The organism is Bradyrhizobium sp. DN3, from assembly GCF_041357655.1.
Lineage (GTDB): Bacteria > Pseudomonadota > Alphaproteobacteria > Rhizobiales > Xanthobacteraceae > Bradyrhizobium.
In genome coordinates, this window is the sequence record NZ_JAULLN010000012.1 from 120,248 (window position 1) to 138,732 (window position 18,485).

The following is an 18,485-nucleotide window of genomic DNA, read 5'->3' on the forward strand; positions in this document are numbered from 1 at the left end:
GGACATGTCCATGCGCCGGCTGGCGCACGGTGTGCTGGGGTAGAGCGCCGTACGGAGCATGTGGCCGCAACGCTCGCATCTCCGGTCCTTGGTCTCACCAATGTCTCGCTGGCATTTGGCGGTGTCGCAGCGTTGCGTAATGTCGATTTGCAGGTCGCCCAAGGTGAGATCCGGGCCATTATTGGACCAAACGGCGCGGGAAAGAGCTCCCTGCTCAATGTTGTCAGTGGGCTCTACCGGCCTGACCGGGGCGAGGTCAGGCTCGGCGAGCGTTCGTTTTCTGAAGTGCCAACGTCGCGGCTTGCTGCCCTTGGCGTGGCGCGGACGTTTCAGAACCTGGCGCTGTTCAAGGGTCTTTCCGTCTTCGATAACGTGCTGATGGGGCTTGCGCATCGCGTGCGCGCCGGATTCCTGCGCCAGATCGTCGGCTCGCCGTCGGCGCGGCGGATCGAGGCGGAGAATCGTGCAGCTGCGGAAGACGTCATTAGCTTCCTGCATCTTGAGCAGGTTCATGATCGCATTGCGGGAACGCTGCCTTATGGCGTGCAAAAGCGAATCGAGCTGGCGCGCGCGCTGGTGGCCCGGCCAAAGCTTCTGCTGCTGGACGAGCCGTTTGCCGGCGTAACCCTCACCGACAAGCAGGAGCTGGCGCAGCATGTGCGCAACGTCCGCGACAGCTTTGGCGCCACCATCGTTCTGATCGAGCATGACATCGGAGTGGTGATGGACCTGTCCGATTGCGTGGCTGTGCTGGATTACGGTCGAAAAATCGCAGACGGCCCGCCCGACGAGGTGCGTGCCAATCCCGCAGTAATCGATGCCTATCTCGGCGTTGCCCATGAGGACGAGACGGAGCTTGCGGTCTGATGTTCGACTATCAATTTCTGATCGAGGTCTTGATCGGCGGGCTACTGTCGGGGGTGATGTACTCACTGGTCGCCATCGGCTTTGTGCTGATCTAAAAGACCTCGGGCGTGCTCAATTTCGCGCAAGGCGCGATGCTGCTGTTTGCGGCGCTGACCTTCGTCAGTCTGGTCGAGCGCGGTGCGTCATTTCCTCTGGCGCTTCTCGCTAGCCTTGCGATCATGGTTGCGCTCGGCATTGCAGTTGAACGCACGGTGCTGCGGCCGCTCGTGAACCAGCCGCCGATCACCTTGTTCATGGCCACCCTCGGGCTCTCCTACGTCATCGAGGGCGCAGCCCAGCTCCTGTGGGGCACGCAGGTACATGGTCTCGAGATCGGGGTCAGCGATACCCCCTTTGAAGTCGCAGGCGTGCTGATCAGCCAGTTCGATCTGTTCGCGGCCGCGATCGCCGGCAGCCTGGTCGCGCTATTTGCCCTGTTCTTCCGCTACACGCGCACCGGGCTCTCGTTTCGTGCCGTAGCCGACGACCAGTTTGCCGCGCTCGCAGTGGGCCTGCGGCTGCCCTGGGTTTGGGCCGCGGTCTGGACCGCGGCTGGCATCGTCGCCCTGGTCGGCGGGCTCTTGTGGGGGGCACGGCTCGGCGTGCAATTCTCGCTGTCGCTCGTTGTGTTGAAAGCGCTGCCGGTGCTGGTCCTCGGTGGCTTTGATTCGATTGCAGGTGCGATCGTCGGCGGTCTTCTGGTCGGTGCGATCGAAAAGCTGGCGGAGGTCTATGTTGGACCATTCTTCGGGGGCGGTATCGAGGCCTGGGCAGCCTATGTCGTGGCACTCGTACTCCTACTGATCCGACCGTCAGGCCTGTTCGGGCAGAAGCTGGTGGAGAGGGTGTAACCGTGGCCGGACTCGCATCTCGTAAATCGAGCTGGCCGACTGCCGAGACGCTGTGGATCGGCTTGGCGATCGTTCTGGCCTACGGCATCGTTCCGCTCGCCGGATCGGACTATCTGTTTGACGCCGTACTGACGCCATTCCTGGCGCTTGCGCTCGCAGCCGTCGGGCTGAACGTCCTCACCGGATATGCCGGGCAGGTCTCTCTCGGCTCGGCCGCCTTCCTCGCGGTGGGCGCTTACGCAGCATACAATCTTCACCTTCGCGCGCCAGCGCTGCCATTGCTATTGGATGTCGTGCTGGCCGGCGGTATCGCCGCCGCTACCGGCATCGTGTTTGGGCTGCCGAGTTTGCGGCTGCGGGGATTCTATCTGGCCGTGTCAACGCTCGCCGCCCAATTCATGATCCAATGGGCGCTCACCAAGTTCGGTTGGTTCTCCAACGACAATCCGTCCGGCGTGATCGATGCGCCGGTTATCAGCATTGCCGGCGTCTCCTTCGCAAGTCCAGCAGAACGTTACGTCTTCACGCTTTCGATCGTAATCATTCTGGCCTTGTTGACACTGCGGTTGTTGCGCTCTCAAACCGGTCGCAACTTCGTCGCGGTGCGCGATCACGAGGTCGCGGCAAAGGTCATAGGTGTACCGCTGCTGCGCACCAAGCTGCTCGCTTTTGGGTTCTCGTCCTCCCTCATCGGCATCGCCGGTGTGCTCTGGGCCTTTGCCTATCTGCGCACGGTCGAACCGGCTGGCTTCAATCTCGACCGCTCGTTCCAGATCCTGTTCATCATCATCATCGGCGGGCTCGGGTCGCTGCGCGGCTCTTTCATTGGCGCGGCGTTCATCGTCGTCTTCCCGCTCTTGTTGTCACGGATAGGCGCCGCCCTGCTCGGTAACCTGTTCGATTCCGGCGTGCTCGAGATGAGCCAGCGTATCGCTATCGGTGTGCTCATCATCGCCTTTCTGATTGCAGAGCCGCGCGGCCTGGTCGCCCTCTGCGACCGCGCCTGGTCCGCAGCCCGACGCGCCAAGCGCCCGGCACTCCCAACTTGATCTGTTCAACTCAAAGGAGCTTACGATGAATATCTTCGGGCGTTTGAAGGTGACAATGGCGGTAGCGCTCGCCGTGGGCCTTGCCTCTACGCTCACCGCGCAAGCCGATGAGCAGTTCTTTCCGCTGCAAAGCTACCGCGTGGGACCCTATGCGGCCGGCGGCACGGGGTTTTTCGGGGGATTCATTGATTATCTCAACCTGATCAACATCCGCGATGGTGGGGTCAATGGCGTCAAACTGACCTGGGATGAAGGCGAGACCCAGTATGAGGTCGAGCGCGGCGTCGAGGTTTACGAGCGGTTGAAGAGCCGTCCGGGGATTGCAGCCTGGAATCCCCTGTCGGTCGGTATTGCCTATGCCATGATCGATCGAATCTCCAAGGACAGGGTGCCGCTGATCACGATCAATCACGGCCGAACCGATTCCACCGATGGCCGCGTGTTCCCTTACGTGTTTCCGCTGCTGCTCAATCCCTACAGCGAGACCTCGGGCATCGTAAACTACATTGCCGCAAAGGAAGGCGGCTCGGACAGGCTGAAGGGTAAGAAGATCGTCGTGCTTTATCATGGCTCGCCCTACGGCAAAGAGACGATCCCGATCTATAAGCTGCTGGCGGACAAGTATGGATTCGACCTCGAGCAGATCGAGGTTCCGCATCCGGGCAACGAGCAGCAATCGCAATGGCTCTCGATCCGCCGTGCCAAACCTGATTACGTGGTGCTGCGCGGCTGGGGCGTGATGAATCCGGTCGCGCTGAAGACGGCGCAGAAGGTTGGCTTCCCCGCCGACCACATCATCGGCAATGTCTGGTCCAATTCGGAAGAAGATGTCATTCCCGCCGGCGACGCCGCCAAGGGCTATATCGCGATTACGACCCAGGCCTCTGGCGCCGAGTATCCCGTGCTCCAGGAGGTGATCAAGACGGTCTATGGTGCGAACAAGGGAAATCTCGATGATAAAAAGCGCATCGGCAGCGTCTATCACAACCTCGGGATCGTAAACGGCATTCTCAACGTGGAAGCGATCCGGGTTGCGCAAGCAAAGTTCGGCAAGCGCACCCTGAGCGGCGATGAAGTCCGCTGGGGTTTTGAGCATCTGCAGCTCGATCCGGCGCGGGTGGAGGTGCTGGGCGCAAAAGGCCTGTTTCACTCGATCAATGTCACCTGGGACAATCATGAGGGCGACGGCCGCGTCACGTTCCAGCAATGGGATGGCAGCAAGTGGAAGGTCGTCTCGGACTGGATCGCGCCGGACTGGGCCTTCCTTCGGCCGATTATCGAGAAGTCCTCGACCGCCTATGCCAAGGAGCATGGCATCAAGATCCGCACCTCCGGCGATGATGCGGTGAGCCAATAGCGCCAAGGCTTGGTACCTGCGGGCGCCGTCGGCCCCCGCAGGTTTCAGACCAAATGGGTCAAAATATGAGTGACGTTCTGCTTTCAGTCGAAGGCCTGGTCGCAACCTACAACCATGCCATCCATGCGGTGAACGATGTCTCCTTCGCGGTTCGGCGCGGCGAGATCGTCGCAGTGCTCGGTGCAAACGGTGCCGGCAAGTCGACCACGCTTCAGGCGATCTCTGGGCTGTTGCCGGCGCGGCGGGGCCAGGTGGCCGCCGGGCGCATAGTCTTCGATGGCCACGACATTACAGCCGCATCGCCTGCGAAATTGGTCCGTGCGGGGATCGTTCCGGTCCTTGAAGGCCGGCATTGCTTCTCCTCGTTGACAGTGGAAGAGAACCTCATCACTGGCGGGATCGGCCGAGACGCAAGGTCTCGGGTGATCCGAACTGATCTCGAGGAAATCTACGACCTTTTCCCGCGCCTGAAAGAACATCGTCGGTCAATTTCCGGGCTCACCTCGGGCGGCGAGCAGCAGATGACCGCGATCGCCCGCGCGCTGATGTCGCGGCCACGGCTCCTTGTGCTCGACGAACCCTCGATGGGGCTCGCGCCGCTTATTGTCGAAGGCATCTTCCGGGCGCTGAAGCAACTGAATGCCGAGCAAGGCCTCGCGATCCTCGTGGCCGAACAAAACTCGACGGTGGCGCTGCGTTTTTCCGATTCCGCGCTTGTGCTTGAGAACGGCCGCGGCGTGCTGTCCGGCGCGTCAGCCGCATTACGCAATCGCGACGACATCAAAACGCTTTACCTCGGCGGCTCCACCAAGAAAGACGCCCACGAAAAACGGCTGGCGCACGCCGTTGCATGATTTTGAAGAACACTGGAGAGACTGACCATGGCTAACGAGAATTTGGCACGCAACGTCGGCCAAGACGTCTATACGCGGCTGGATGCGGCGATTGACACGACCGTTGGCGTTAACGCCGATCGCAATGATCTGGAAGGCCGATTTCCCAGCGAAAGTCTGAAGGCGCTCTCGGAAACGGGCTGGACCGGCGTGCTGAACGAGCCCCGATTTGGTGGCCTTGGCCTTGGTCATGTTGATTTCGCGGAGGCCGCATACCGGATTGGACAGGCGGATGCATCGACCGGTCTCGTCTACGTCATGCATGTCGGCGCGGCCCAGACGATCAATTTGTTTGGCAATGATGACCAAAAAGAGCGCTGGCTCAAAGCCAACAATGGCGGCCTGCTTGGCACTTATTCGACCAGCGAACGCGCAACCGGTGGCCACTGGTGGTATAACCTCTCGGAAGCATCACGCGACGGCGACAATTATCTTCTCAATGCTGAAAAATCCTTCACGACGAGCTCCGGTCAGGCGGATTTTTATGTCGTGCAGACGCGCACCCCAGGCGCCAAGGACCAGACTGACATCGTCTTCTTCATCGTCGACGGCAAATCTAAAGGCATCGAATCAAAGCCCTGGAATGCTCTTGGCGTACGCGGCAATCACTCCGGTCCAATACGCTACACCAACGTGCGGGTGCCGAAGCGGGATCGCCTCGGTGCCGAAGGTCAGGGGAAGGAGATCATCTATGACGGCGTATCGCCGGTCTATCTGATCGGGCTTGGTGCCATATGGGAAGGCGTCGCCCGCGGCGCATTGAACGCGGCCGTCAAGCATACCACGAGTTTCGTGCACAAGGATCGAAACAAGAGCCTTTCGGACTATCAAGCGATCCGGCAGGAACTTGGCGCTGCCAAGGTGCTAGTGGAGACCCTTCGACCCTGGCGCCTCGAGCTTGCGGCGAAGCTCGATGAGCTGTCGCGTGCGGGCAAGCCGCAGAGCGAGATCCTGATCCCGCTGACCGAGTTCAAGGTCCATGCCGCCGAGGTCGCCAACAAGGTTGCCGCGGCGGCCCTGACGGTGACGGGAGGTTACGGCTATCACCGCGGGCCGATCGAGCGTTCCTTCCGCGACGCGCGCGCAGCAATCGCCATGGGGCCCTCGAATGTGATCGCGCGCGACTGGATTGGTAAATCGTTGGTCGGACTGCCTCTGGAGCTGTTCTACGAAGGGGGAGAATAGATCTTGCTCGAGGGGTCCCCGCAAGCGGCATGGAATCCCGTTTCGTTGCCGGTGAATGAATATCTGAATCACCCGAAATGGACGCCAACCAATAGCCAGCGAAGCTATCTGGCCGACGTGCTGGCGCTTATCGTGTCCGATCGCAACGGATCCGCTGGCAGACCGGGCTCGTCTGCTTCCTCCCTTGGACTTAGCCGCTGCTGGACAGGTCCAGCAGCGGCTTCTTTTCTAAGCTAAGGCAATGGTGGGTGAGGCGTCAGCCTGCTACTCTTGGCGATGCCGATCTCACGTCTTCGCGAAGAAGGCTATCGTTGCAATCGTCGGATGCTGCTAGAGAATCTGCGCGGTATTGGTGAGAAACTGAGTTCTTCGATCTGGACGAGATTGCGCAGATCAGGTTTGAGCGCGTAGACGCGCTCGGCCGACGCAATCGATCAAGTCGATCGGCTAATCCGGGCGACTCGGGCATCGCCGTAAGCTGCTCAACGCCATCGCCACCTTGCGGGCCGAAGCGGGTGCACCAGCGCCGCTATCCGACGCGCCTTTTGGCAATCGACAAAGCCGGCGGGGACACCGCCGAGCGCCGCCACGTCACTGTAATGTTCTCGGACCGCGTTGGTTCGACGGCGCTCTCCGCACGTATGGACCCGGAGGACCTACACGAGATCATTTTGGCCTATCAGAGATGCGTCGCTGACACTGTCAGCCGCTTGGGGGCTTCGTCGCGAAATACATGGGCAACAGGTGCTCGTTTTCTTTGGCTACCCTGGAGCACTTGCCCAAGCTCGCTCCTGAGAACTCTGCTCTGCGTCGAATGCGATGTGCCCTTGCACGAAAGCGGACGAGGCGGTGATCATCTCGCCTTTCCTAAAGCTCCTCTGCTTATTCATCATCAAGCAGTCGCTGAAGCTCCCCTGGAGGGAACTGCTCTGGGTCTAAAGTAAATTCTTCCGGATCGAGGGAAACCGACGGGCCGGGGGGATTCTCCCATGGCCGGTGAAGCGCGTCATGCAAGTCCTTTTCCAGTTGCTGAAGCTCCTCTGAAGGGACGGAGACTTGCGAGGGGCTGGGTTGATCATCGAGATGATCCAGTACTCGCCGAAGATCTGCCTGAGGGCGCTGCTCCGAATCGAATGCGACTTGCTCCTGGATGAAAGCCGATGGGGCGGGTTGATCATCTCGACCCTCGGCAATCTCCTGTGCGTCTTCATCCTCGAGCAGTCGCCGAAACTCCCCTGGAGAGAACTGCTCTGGTTCAATGGTAAGCTCTTCTGGATCAAGAGAAAACGAGGGGCCAGGGGGATCCTCCCATTGCCGGTGAAGCTCGTCACGCAAGTCCTTTTCCAGCTGCTGCAGCTCCTCTGAAGGGAGCGAAACCGGCAAGGGGATGGCTTGGTCATCAAGATGATCCAGTACGCGCCGAAGCTGCTCCTGAGGAAGCTGCTCTGGATCGACCGCGAGCTGTCCTTCGAGCAGAGCCGACGGGACGGGTTGAACATCCTGCCCCTCCTGATGCTCCTCTTGCCGATTAGCTTCGTACGACGCGCGGTCCTGCGCAGCGGCGCCGTCGATGCGTGTCGGCTCCGTCAGTAAAGCGCCTTCGGGATTGATGAGAGCCACGTTCTGGGGGGAAGGATTGAGCTTAGCGCGAGTGCGCCCTGGACGCACGATGGGCACGACGACCCCCGTCGACCGAAAGGTCCGCAGATGCTCCAATGCGATAATGAGTTTTTTGCTGTTAGCGTCTCCGCTGAACTCGCGCACGTCACCGCCATCGGTCAGCGACTTGCCGTCCAGCCGAGCAACAATGCTTGGTTTGTTTTTTGCGAAGAGCCAACGGCTAAAGCTAATAAGAGAACTTGCATGCTGCTTCGCCGTAGCGGCGGCCATCCCGCCCTCAATGAGGGCCTCCTCAAGCCTGAAGATATCGGGAGCATCCTCGGGATAAAGAGGCCGCCGGTCCACTGCCCCCCGGATTATAACGCCCGTTGAGGCGACCGGCATTGCTCCGCCACTTTCTCCCGAAGCGGCGACTGCGCTCGGTTGCCGATATACCCTAACCTCTTCCAGATCGTTCAGCGTCCTCTGTCTCTTCGCTGCTCTCGATTGAGCTGTGTCATGCTCATGATTGATGAGGACCTCCTCGCTTGGCAGGAGATTGCTCCGGGCACGTGCATCCATCGCCTCGTCCGGGGATTGCTGGCCATGGTCAGGTGCGTCTTTCGCTGAGGGGAGCGCGCGCGGTCGCCCGCGAGAAACCAAATGACCGGAATCATGATACGCACGAAGGACGCTTACGCCTGTCTTCATGAGGGCGTCTTTCGGAAAGTAAGTATCTAGGTGATTAACCAGGGACTGGTGGTCCCCTAGATCAGTCGTTTGGCCACGGGCGCGGAGATCATTCGCCAGTCGACGAATGGCCTGAGTATAAAGACTGACCGTGTTCGGTTGTGGGTTCTTCTGAGCCGTATATTGAGCAATCGCCCTGTCGATAAGGTCCCGGTCTTCCGTAGATAGATGGGGATAGGCGCCTCCACCGCCGACGGGAGCGGGATCGCCCTGCCTTGCCTCGACCAAGTGCAGTTCAAAGCCATCTTGTCCGGCCTGGCTCGTCTGCGGCTCTTGCGAGACGGCGTGCTGCACCTGCGACCAAGCTGGTACATTAAATGGGTCAAAATCTTGCGGGTTCACCTAACCTCACCTCCAGGATCACCTGAACAGGTCTCCGTAGTCGGGCAAGCTTTCGAGAACCTGACGTGGCCATGGTTCCGTACGGGAAGTTATTCGCGCTAGCCAACCTCGGAAATGACGGCGCCCAGGACCAGCCTCTCCTCAACAATCCGCCCGATCCTCTCTGGAGAACTAACGAGATCCTTTTGCGTAATCTCTTCCAGCTGGCGTTCCGTCACATCCGACCTAACGGGCTCGTCTAGCGCAGATGCAGGCCGATCGCTTCAAGGAGATCGCGAAGCTCCGGTCCCATGCATCACGAGAAGGTGGGAGCGGAACGGCGCTTGCGATGATCAGAAGAATATCAACGTAGATACCAACAGATTGAGCGCGTGTTCCGTTTGGGGCGTGTGTGTGATGCTTGTCGGGTTATGGATGTATGACAGTCCGACGCTTGCATATATCCCCGGAGCGAGATGCGCAGTGTATGTTCCCGTGATTGCTGTGGTGTCGCGGTGCGCAAGCTGGCCTTTAGCCAGAGCAGCATCCACTGCAAGCTTGCTCCAGGCCGTGTTGGTCGCAACGAGAGCAACCAGATCACTGGGCCGACTATCAAAAGGTCCCTTCGCATAAAGACGAAGCTCGTAATACCGGCTGATCATGTTGAGTTCAGGCGGAGCTCCCATGAGGGAGAATCCGCCATAGATGCCGCGAGACGGCGACCCAAGGGCGTCGCTCTGCCAGAGCTGCCTGTCCGCAGCGATGTAGTGAAAATTATTCCCGCTCTCCCTTTGTTGCTCGGGATCCGCCAAATTCTTGTAGCGGCTAGAGTTGAAACCAACGCCCGCCCGCAGCCACGTGTCGGGCACGCCGGGAGCGGCCTTGCTCCTGTAGCCGGCTTCATCAACGAGAAGGATGCCTGCATTGGCCGTGCTCCAGTTCAAGCCGGTGGGATTCTCCGTTATCTGGGCGTAGGGACCATCTGGACTGATTGAGCGCTGGACGGAGACCTTGTTGTACAAGCGATCGTCATAATTGTAATTCAGGTTGACCGCAGGCGTCGGCGCAGCATTGGTGCTCATCCCTGCCTGCAACAAGGCAGACATGTTCGATCCTGTAATCCCTCCGAACAATGTGCCGGTGAACTCATTTTGGTTTCTGAGGTAACCAAGTTTGAGTTCTAGTGTCCTGTCGAAGAAAGTCTGGTAATAGGCGAGCGTATTGATTCCCACTCGATCTGGCCCCGGCCGATCCCACGTCCAGTATTGCTGCTCGGCTCCTACGACAATCTGTCCGTCGGCAATGCCAAACCGGCTGAGATCGTAGGTGACGATCATGAAGTTTGCCGACGCGAAGGTCGGATTCTGGCCCATATAGAGCTGGTTTGCGATAGTGCTTCTGGCTGCATTCGGTAGCTGGTTGTTTGCAAAGGTGTTGTGTGTCCAGCCGATGTAGCCGACGCCGACATCTGCCAGCGCCGATCTAACGCCGTCCTTGTCCTGACCAATCGTGTCCGCAGGGCCGGGTATGTTGAGCCACAGCCCTTTTTCACGCAGATTGTCGTACCTCGCGAAGGGATCGATCGTCTTTTGCGGTCTCGTCTGAGCAGCCCTGTCCGCATTGCCGCGCTTCTGGAAAGGCACTCCGGGACCTGCTGCTGGCGCCGGGGCAGGAGGGCGGATGGCCTGACGGATCAGTTCGATCGGGAGCTTTGCGGCCCGATCGGAAGCCTTTCGTCTTTTGCTGGCCTGATCCACAGGGTGGCTACTAGGATCAAGCCCGCTCGCGGTTTGTGCCAGTACGGAATTGCCGACCAGACAAGCCGCTAGCGAAAGTGCGATACGAAGCCCACGTTGCTTTCCCCTTGGTCTAAAATTGAAAGAAAGTGCTGCCGTAGCCGAGTATGTCCGAGGTGAGGTCGTCGCAAGAAGGCAATCACGCATGGCGTACTTCGGGTCCATGTCTGCCGGAAATGAATAGATTGCACTGCGGCCTGATTGGCCCAGAGTGAGCTCCCGGCGTTCTCGCGTCCGAGGGCGAGGGGGGCGAGCCAGAACTCGATTTATCCGAAGAGAACCACTCAGGCTTCCCGAACCTCTCAGCTCGCGGCGCGATGATGCTCTGGTCCGCAACTTTGCGTGGATGACGCTGGTGCGCCGAGAGCCAGCGGCGAGCGATGGCTCTCGGCAAAATGCTCACGACGAGCGCGCGCGGCCTCGCTGTCCTGGCCACCAAAACATTGCGAATGTCCACCTTGCTCACTGTGAGTCAGGCGAGTCTGGCGGTGCCGCGCATCTGCATCGAAGGCGGCTTTCGCGACGAAACGGCAGCTACCAGAAAGCAAGGCTCGCCGGGCAAGAGGCCTGGCTTCACGAGGCGGTTCATTGGTACCGAAAGACGAGACAATCGCCAGGCGCGAAGGCCGAAGAGCCTTTGAATTTGCGCGCGCAGCAACCACACCACAACGTCTAACGTGATGGCCCAGGAGACCGGAGGAATCAGCCATCCAGCAGCTTTGGCGGGTATCGGCGAGCAGTTGCTGGCTCCGTCAGCGCCGTTGGCGCGACAAAATCTGTCTTGCATCCGAATCCTTGACGTGCGCGGCGTTCGTTGGTCACGCTTGCCACGTGCCCGTCATCTCGAACAACCTGCCGGAATTGGTAGTCGACCAGGTGCAAGCGGCTCGGCCGATCAGCCGTGGCGCTTACGTGGCGCGTCCCGGATGAAGTTGCTGGTCTCGGCAAAGCCTGAGGCGGGGCTCCATCGAACACACTGCAGGAATCATGGACGGTTTGCATTCGTGCCGGGGCAACGTAAGAAAATCGGCAAGGTTCTTCTGAATGATGAGAAAATGCTGCGGCATCGCCGGCGAAGATGAGAACCATTGCTCGCTGGTGACGCTATCATGGAGAACGCGCAAATTGTCGCGTTGCGTTGTTCAAGAAGTAGCGTTTCATAGGAGCAGGGGCAGCCGATCGGGAAGCTCGCCAAGATTGATCATTGTCGACGCTGGCAGCTCCTGGAGCGCGTGAGCATCGCAGGCTCTCGCGTCGACAAAATGAGCCTGCTGAAATGGGATGTTGAGCGAGGGACAATGGACTTGATTGATCAAGCGGCCGCGCCAGACTTGCGGCCGCTCTTGCATGGGCCGTCAAGTCGGATTGTCCCGGTTCTGGTGCTCCCGCTTGTCCTCGTCGGCTCGTGTGCTGCTGGCGCCTGGCTTTGGGCTAACCTTGAAGAGTTTGTCGAGACGCCGGAAGCCCCGGGCGTCGCTTCAACGATGAGCCTGTCACTGGAGGACAGGGCATCCCTGTTCGAGATAAAGTGGGCACAGCAGAAAGCTGGCGATGAGATCGCAGAACTCAACCGCCAGATCGATGCCCAGCGGGATGACCTCAAAGGGATTCTGGATCAGATCACCGTGCTGACTTCGCGGATCGATTCGCTGCAGAGTCTAACACCTATCCCTTCTGCTGCTCCCGCGCCTCCTTTGTCGCCAGCCCGGGCTGCTTCAAGCGTCGCCAGGAAGCGCTTCGGGGGGTCCAAACCACAGGGACCTGTTTCCGTCGGAGGCGCGCCAGTGATCGCGGGACCGAAGACAGCCGAGCCTTGAGGTCTGAGAACGCTGCGGGCGTGGTCGAGTCTCCAACTGTGCTCGAGGAGGTGGACCGTAGCTTCACAAAGCTGCGTGCGGCCGTAAAATACCCGAAACTTGTGCGGGCGCCGGCGTCTCCAGCGGCATGTCGCTGATGCCGTCGCCATCATCGAGAGCACTCCAGCGGAGGTGGGGCAGAGCGCTTTCCGCATGATCGAGGCGTGGCCCTGAGCGGCGGAGTCCGCTGCACCTCTCCTTTAGATCAGCTCCCTTTTCAGCCCTCGCCAGTCTTGAGACCATATGTGAAAGGTCGTGTCATCACACCGCCGATGCATCCTCGAAATCTGGCCTGTCCGAGGCGCTTTCTTCGGATCGCTCCCTCGCGAAGAGCTTAGAGGTTTGGGATCTGCTCACATGCGTGGTTTAGTTAAGAGGGATACGGTCGAGACAAGTGTCGAATGCGGCAGCAACAGCGCGGATGACAAACCGGTGCTCCTGCTTGACCCGAATGAATCCCTCTTCAATGTCCACTATCCCGTCTTCGGCAAGCATTCCCAGGCGGTCGGCCGAATCGAGAAGAGGAATCGGATCAAATCCGTGAGCAGCACAGATCGCTGGTACGTCGGCCTGCAAATCGCACATCAGACGCTCGATGATTGCGGCGCGGAGGCGATCTTCGGCGGTGAGACAGTAGCCTTTTGAGGTTGCCAGACGACCAGCCTGAATGTGTTGGTGATAGGAAGCGGTTGCGATCTCGTTCTGGACGTAACCGTCACGCAGACGGCCGATGGCTGACGGACCTAAGCCGATCACGGTTTTGCAGGTATCAGCCGAATAACCGAGGGAGTTGCGGCGCAGCTCACCGGCTTTCTGCGCCAGCGCGAGCTCGTCGTCGGGCAGAGCGAAATGGTCGAGCCCGATCTGGCGGTAGCCGGCCGAGACCAGCGTATCTGCAATGGCCGCGGCTTGCTCAGCGCGGGCGACATTGTCCGGCAGCGCCGTCTCATCGATCTGGCGCTGACGTTTCATATAGGAGGGGACGTGAGCATAGCCGAAAACCGCAAGCCGGTCTGGCCGCATGGCCAGAGCCGTCCGCGCGGAGTCCACGCAGGACCGCACCGTCTGATGCGGCAGTCCGAAGAGAAGGTCGAAATTGATGCGCCTTATCCCATGCTGGCGAAGACTTTCGACGACAGAAGCCGTCTGCACCTCGCTCTGGACGCGGTTGACCGCCCTTTGAACCACGGGGTCGAAGCTTTGCACGCCGATGCTCGCGCGGCTGACCCCCGCCGCTTCTAACGTTTCGACCATCTCGGCCGTGCACGCACGCGGGTCGATTTCTATGGCGATGGTAGCTGATTTGCTGAACGCGAAGCAGCGGCGCAGGAGTTCCATCAAGGCCAGGAAATCGGTCGGCGCAATGGTGGTCGGCGTCCCGCCGCCGAAATGCACGTCGCTCACCGGCAGAGCGGGCGGCGCTTGCTCTGCGACCAAGCGTATCTCATCCTGCACCGCCGCCAAATAATTGCGGATCGGTCGCTCGCTCCGAGTGAGGCTTGTAGGGAAGCCGCAATACCAGCAGATCGAGCGGCAGAACGGAACGTGGAAGTAGAGCGATACGGGTTCGTCGGGCGGCAGCCGCCTCAACCACGTCTCACAGGTCTTGGGACCGACCACCGCGGAGAAATCTGGTACGGTTGGGTAGATGGTGTACCAAGGCAGGCGAGCATCGCAATACTTGTTCAGGAGGGAGGTCTGCAAGGCTTAACTTTCCCATGCTCAAACAGCATGAAGCTGACCGATGCCCTCTCTTGTGTCTTTGCGTTATGTCAAACGCGCCTAACTGTTGCTGAGATCTGGTCCCGCTCTCGATGTCACTGCCAACGCGGCTTAGGGGCCGGGAGTGAGGGTGGCAGTGAGAGCCGCTCGTTGGCGATTATCTGGATGCTTGTGGGTAGAATGAACTTCTCGTACGAGCACGGCCCAAGCGGCTAAACGTCCCCCGACTAGCCTGCGCGCAGTGTCAATCATTCATCGGAGGGCGCGTCGCTTCTGCATTCCCTGACATGCAGCCTTTTTGCGACGAAGACAGGGATTTAAAGGCAACACCAAGAGCGGGCCAGGCTGTCCCTGGACTTTCAAGCTGGTTTTCCGTGGAAAAACCGATGTGGATGCTCGCAGCATTCGACCGATGCCTCCCATCCCAAGGCCGGCGTGTCACGGAAAATAAGTTGCTTGCGAGATGAAGAGCGCCAACTGCGGATCGTACAACGTGACGCTACGTGCGATTCAAGTCCTTTGGAGCAGCTCACGAAAATATTCTTGAATTTCAAGTATAAAATGCATGAGCCTCAATTCCGCCACGCTGCTTGTCTCATTGCCGCAAGCATCATCACGGATGTACTGATGATGTTGGGGCGGGCCCGGCGCACTTTCAACCCCCCGGCAAAGTGCGTCGGGGCGCCTTGGTTCGGCGGCGCCTCGTTCCGGCTCCAATGCGGCTCACCAACTCACAACAACCTGCAGGTCCTGCTTATATAGCGAAGGCGAGGGCCGGCCAGATACTCACACGTGACACTATCTGCGATAGTTTCTATTCTGCTTCAGCACTTGACGTCTTTTGTTTTTAACGTCGCCTTTGCAGCTATCGGTCGCCGCCTGAGCGCGCATAATTATGCAGTTGGCCCTCATTGGCATCGCATCAATCCGATGCACCTGCAGCTCTCACTGTTTCACATAGGCCGCCTGGTGAGGCGTCGATCATCCCGTCACAAGGAACCGTTCTCGCGCGGTGACCTGGAGGCCACACCCGCGGCTTGCATCGTATTGCACCTCGATCTGACCGCGCTTGGCGCTTCCCAACCCATAAACGATGGGACTTGAGACTTTCAAGCGCGAACCAATTGGATGCCGGCAACGAGCAGAACCGCCACGAGGATGAACCTGATAGCTGTCTGGCTCAACCATTTCAGGCCGATAACCGTTCCTGCGACGGCACCGGCCAGCGCGGAGATTGCGTAAAGCGCCAAATCCGAGGACGGAAATTGGCCGGTGAAAAGAGCTCCGACGAAGCCGACTGTGGAATTAGCCAGGATAAAAGGGGGTGATAGCGCCGCGGTCTGCTTAGGTGATGCCCAATTCAGTGCGATGAGCGTCGGGGCGAGGAACACTCCGCCGCCCACGCCGGTCAGGCCGGAAACCAGACCGAGGACCGCGCCAATGCTCACGCTTGCCCGGAGCGGAGTTTCGCAAATGCGATCGGCGGCTCGTCCGCGCCGCATGATCATCACGGCGCTCGCCAGAAGAAGAACGATCCCGGTCAGTGTCTTGTAAATGTGTTCCTCGAGCACAATCAAGCCACCGGCAAGCGCCGCTGGCATCGATGAAAGCAGAAGCGGGCGCAGGATTATCCAGTCTACGACTTTGTTGCGGTTGAAGAGCCACGTAGAATAAGTCGCGACAACAATGTTGAGACCAAGCGCCGTCGGGCGCATCTCTGTCGATGGCATCCCAGAGAAAGCCATTAGCGACAGGAATGCAGTGCCGCCCGCCTGGCCAACGGTCGCATAGAGCAGTGAGATGATCGCGAAGAGCAGAGAAACCATGCTTCACCGATCTTGGCGAAGTTCTTCGCCTTGGTTGCACCAACCGCATCACCATTCGTGCGTGAGGTGCCGGCGCAATTATCTTTCCGCTAGGGGGCGGATTCCGAGCGCTTAACCGGGGATCCGCGCGGCCGGAGGTGCAGTCAGTCCAAGTTCCTTGACGATTGTCATGTGTCGACTGTCCCCATCAATTGCCAAGGTTGGTACTTGACTGGGCTCCGAGAGGGCTGCGCTTGGGGCACCGACGGTTGGACTTGCGGCGGCCGCCGAGAGGAGCTGTACCTTTCTTGGTCTAGGTCAACTCGTGCCGCGGCTCGCACAAATGGCGCTGTCGCCTTTCCTCCCGATGTCATGATTGCTTCAATGGACTTACTTTGCGACCAACCGTCCGCCTTTCAAGCTCTTGTCCCGACGGTTGATTTTCGCGAAATCAACAGTTGGTACGACACTTGCTGGTCAGACCCCGGGTCCTCTCCCTTCTGGAGATGCGCATGCAAAGTGTCCTCTGCATCAAGCAGGTCTCGCGACTGCGCGTATCTCCCATTGCGCGTTGGACGTGGCCGTTTTCTGCCCCTTCGATTCATTTGCGCCGGACCTGGCGGACGGACCCGCTGAGACGCCGGACAATCAGGCGAGGAGTATGGCTTCGGCTTCGGCTGTTCCGTGTTGCTCATCGATCTCGACCCCGACGCCGTCATAGGGCGGAGCATCAGTCAACGGTTAGCGATGGCAATTCGCAAGATTGGGAAGAAAAATGACGCTCCTGTTGTCTTCGTCGGCAAGCAGAGAATCAATGCCGACAACGCGCAGGTCGAGTCCGGCACCGCCAAGCGCATCGGCGTGCTGTACCTTACCTGTATCGCGGAGTTCAGTGCCAAGGATCTCCTCGCGCTCGGCCTTGAGACAAAGCGAAGCGTTGTTCGGACAGGATCCTAATTTCTCGCTATCCAATCTGAACAGAGCCGGGCCTGTAGCCGCTCGTGCTGTTTGGTTCGTCTCGCTAGCTGAGTCGCCAGGGTCCTCGGACTTTCTATCACTGCCAGACCATCAACATGGACGATGGCGCGGCCGATTTGGCCAATGCGTCATCGGTCGAGCTGGACCGATCACTTCGCATGTGCAACGGCGCTTCGATTGCTTCAGCCTCGGACCAGGGATGATGGCGGCATCTCGGCTGTTTGACGGGACGATCATGCCGGCGCAGCCAGCGGCAGGGCAACGGATTCGGGAATGGCGTCTGACGCAGCGTGCGGCGCTCAGACGTCACGAAGAACAAACCCAAGAGTTCAGGTCATGGAATGGAATTTGGCTCCGCCTGAAACAAGCGCAATCGAACACATTGACAGGGAGCTTGATCGACGTTCTGAGGCGCCCATCATGGATCTCTTTACCTTCACCGAATGCGCGAACCAGACGCATTCGCTCAGAGCGCTGTTCGAGCTTCTTGTAAGCTGTGCCACCGAGGAAGGGTTCAGTGAAGTCGCTTACGGCGCTCTCAACTTCGTCGAGCCACTTCGGCTGGCGGAGTATCCACCTCCGACTGTGGCTGTGAAGTGGCCGCCAGACTGGTGCGACCGATACTTCAAACGCAAGTACCATACTATCGATCCGGTGGTCCGGCGGACGCCGATGCTTTCGCGGCCGTTTTTGTGGGATCAACTCGCCGACCACTATCAACTTCAACCGGACGAGAGACGCGTACTGGACGAAGCGAGAGAGGCGGGCCTGAAGCATGGCATGAGCGTGCCATTGTTTGGCCCGTTGGGTCGGGTATCCGTGGTGTCGTTTGCATCTGCGTCCGACGATGCTGATCCTCAGGACCGCATCGGTCATCTCAACGCGCTGGCCTGGCAGTTTCACACCGCCTATGGCGACATCGCTCGTCCCTGCAATAATGGTTGCGAAAGAAATGTTACATTATCGCAGCGGGAGATCAGTTGCATGCGTTGGGTGGCAGAGGGGAAATCGTCATGGGAAATTGGGATGATCCTGGAAATCAGCGAGAATACAGTCAATTTTCATATCAAGAATGCGATGCGAAAGCTGGGTGCGACCAGCCGGATTCAAGCGATCGTTATGGCTATGCGCCTCAATGTTCTTTGAATTCATCAGTCGAATGGAACGAGCACCAACTGCCAAATGTTTGCTTCCAGCTTCTGGCGTCAGCAGGGCACTTTCGGCGAAATCGCAGATACAACGCTCCTCGAGACAAGCGCTCTCAAACCTCACGCTGCGTGAGGTTGTGGAGCTCCATAACCGTCGATGACGTGCCGAACCGACTGACCTGGTGCGCCAGCGTTCGAGTCAAGCGGCGTCGTTCCAGCCAGCCGGTGACCCAGCCCTAGACGGGCTCGGGCCTGGTGCTTCGGAAGTC

At 59.3% G+C, this 18,485-nt stretch carries 12 protein-coding genes and 1 pseudogene; 9 read left to right on the top strand and 4 right to left on the bottom strand.

What is annotated here, in order from left to right:
- Window positions 1-60 precede the first annotated feature (60 nt).
- The 6 genes and pseudogenes from AAE027_RS19370 to AAE027_RS19395 all read left to right on the top strand — a co-directional run bounded on the left by AAE027_RS19370 (window position 61) and on the right by AAE027_RS19395 (window position 6,241).
- Complete coding sequence (locus AAE027_RS19370; protein ID WP_370987089.1) at window positions 61-867, top strand: ABC transporter ATP-binding protein; 807 nt, start codon at window positions 61-63, stop codon at window positions 865-867.
- Window positions 867-1,757 (top strand): annotated as a pseudogene (locus tag AAE027_RS19375) (branched-chain amino acid ABC transporter permease). Before AAE027_RS19370 ends, AAE027_RS19375 begins: the two are co-directional and overlap by 1 nt.
- 50 nt (window positions 1,758-1,807) lie before the next feature.
- Window positions 1,808-2,806 carry a branched-chain amino acid ABC transporter permease gene (locus tag AAE027_RS19380; protein WP_370987180.1) on the top strand — a complete coding sequence of 333 codons (999 nt, stop codon included), beginning with the start codon at window positions 1,808-1,810 and terminating at the stop codon, window positions 2,804-2,806.
- Window positions 2,807-2,861: 55 nt separating this feature from the next.
- On the top strand, window positions 2,862-4,163 hold the full coding sequence (locus AAE027_RS19385) for an ABC transporter substrate-binding protein (protein ID WP_370987179.1): 1,302 nt from the start codon (window positions 2,862-2,864) through the stop codon (window positions 4,161-4,163).
- A 65-nt stretch (window positions 4,164-4,228) separates the two neighbouring features.
- Window positions 4,229-5,017: an ABC transporter ATP-binding protein gene (locus tag AAE027_RS19390; protein ID WP_370987088.1), complete on the top strand. Its 789-nt coding sequence runs from the start codon at window positions 4,229-4,231 to the stop codon at window positions 5,015-5,017.
- Window positions 5,018-5,044: 27 nt separating this feature from the next.
- Window positions 5,045-6,241 carry an acyl-CoA dehydrogenase family protein gene (locus AAE027_RS19395; protein WP_370987087.1) on the top strand — a complete coding sequence of 399 codons (1,197 nt, stop codon included), beginning with the start codon at window positions 5,045-5,047 and terminating at the stop codon, window positions 6,239-6,241.
- A gap of 882 nt (window positions 6,242-7,123) precedes the next feature.
- On the opposite strand, the gene AAE027_RS19400 is transcribed toward AAE027_RS19395, so the two are convergent.
- Window positions 7,124-8,932 (bottom strand): hypothetical protein, encoded by a 1,809-nt coding sequence (locus AAE027_RS19400; RefSeq protein ID WP_370987086.1) that lies wholly within the window; start codon window positions 8,930-8,932, stop codon window positions 7,124-7,126.
- Between the two features lie 332 nt (window positions 8,933-9,264).
- Window positions 9,265-10,668 (bottom strand): carbohydrate porin, encoded by a 1,404-nt coding sequence (locus AAE027_RS19405; RefSeq protein ID WP_370987085.1) that lies wholly within the window; start codon window positions 10,666-10,668, stop codon window positions 9,265-9,267.
- A 1,301-nt stretch (window positions 10,669-11,969) separates the two neighbouring features.
- Here AAE027_RS19405 and AAE027_RS19410 point away from each other — a divergent pair.
- Window positions 11,970-12,524 carry a hypothetical protein gene (locus AAE027_RS19410; RefSeq protein WP_370987084.1) on the top strand — a complete coding sequence of 185 codons (555 nt, stop codon included), beginning with the start codon at window positions 11,970-11,972 and terminating at the stop codon, window positions 12,522-12,524.
- Window positions 12,525-12,929: 405 nt separating this feature from the next.
- Here AAE027_RS19410 and hemN read toward each other — a convergent pair whose 3' ends face one another.
- Complete coding sequence (gene hemN, locus AAE027_RS19415) at window positions 12,930-14,267, bottom strand: oxygen-independent coproporphyrinogen III oxidase (RefSeq protein ID WP_370987083.1); 1,338 nt, start codon at window positions 14,265-14,267, stop codon at window positions 12,930-12,932.
- Window positions 14,268-15,394: 1,127 nt separating this feature from the next.
- Window positions 15,395-16,111 (bottom strand): sulfite exporter TauE/SafE family protein, encoded by a 717-nt coding sequence (locus AAE027_RS19420; RefSeq protein ID WP_370987081.1) that lies wholly within the window; start codon window positions 16,109-16,111, stop codon window positions 15,395-15,397.
- Between the two features lie 663 nt (window positions 16,112-16,774).
- Here AAE027_RS19420 and AAE027_RS19425 point away from each other — a divergent pair.
- Together AAE027_RS19425 and AAE027_RS19430 are read left to right on the top strand one after the other, a co-directional pair.
- Window positions 16,775-17,047 (top strand): adenine nucleotide alpha hydrolase family protein, encoded by a 273-nt coding sequence (locus tag AAE027_RS19425; RefSeq protein WP_370987080.1) that lies wholly within the window; start codon window positions 16,775-16,777, stop codon window positions 17,045-17,047.
- A gap of 441 nt (window positions 17,048-17,488) precedes the next feature.
- A complete protein-coding gene (locus AAE027_RS19430; protein ID WP_370987178.1) occupies window positions 17,489-18,214 on the top strand; it encodes a helix-turn-helix transcriptional regulator in 726 nt (241 codons plus the stop codon).
- Window positions 18,215-18,485 lie beyond the last annotated feature (271 nt).

Bases quoted from the DNA above. Each gene is read 5' to 3' on its own strand.
- AAE027_RS19385 (WP_370987179.1), top strand. From the start codon at position 2,862: ATGGCGGTAGCGCTCGCCGTGGGCCTTGCCTCTACGCTCACCGCGCAA.
- AAE027_RS19390 (WP_370987088.1), top strand. From the start codon at position 4,229: ATGAGTGACGTTCTGCTTTCAGTCGAAGGCCTGGTCGCAACCTACAAC.
- AAE027_RS19395 (WP_370987087.1), top strand. From the start codon at position 5,045: ATGGCTAACGAGAATTTGGCACGCAACGTCGGCCAAGACGTCTATACG.
- AAE027_RS19410 (WP_370987084.1), top strand. From the start codon at position 11,970: ATGAGCCTGCTGAAATGGGATGTTGAGCGAGGGACAATGGACTTGATT.
- AAE027_RS19420 (WP_370987081.1), bottom strand. From the start codon at position 16,111: ATGGTTTCTCTGCTCTTCGCGATCATCTCACTGCTCTATGCGACCGTT.
- AAE027_RS19430 (WP_370987178.1), top strand. From the start codon at position 17,489: ATGGATCTCTTTACCTTCACCGAATGCGCGAACCAGACGCATTCGCTC.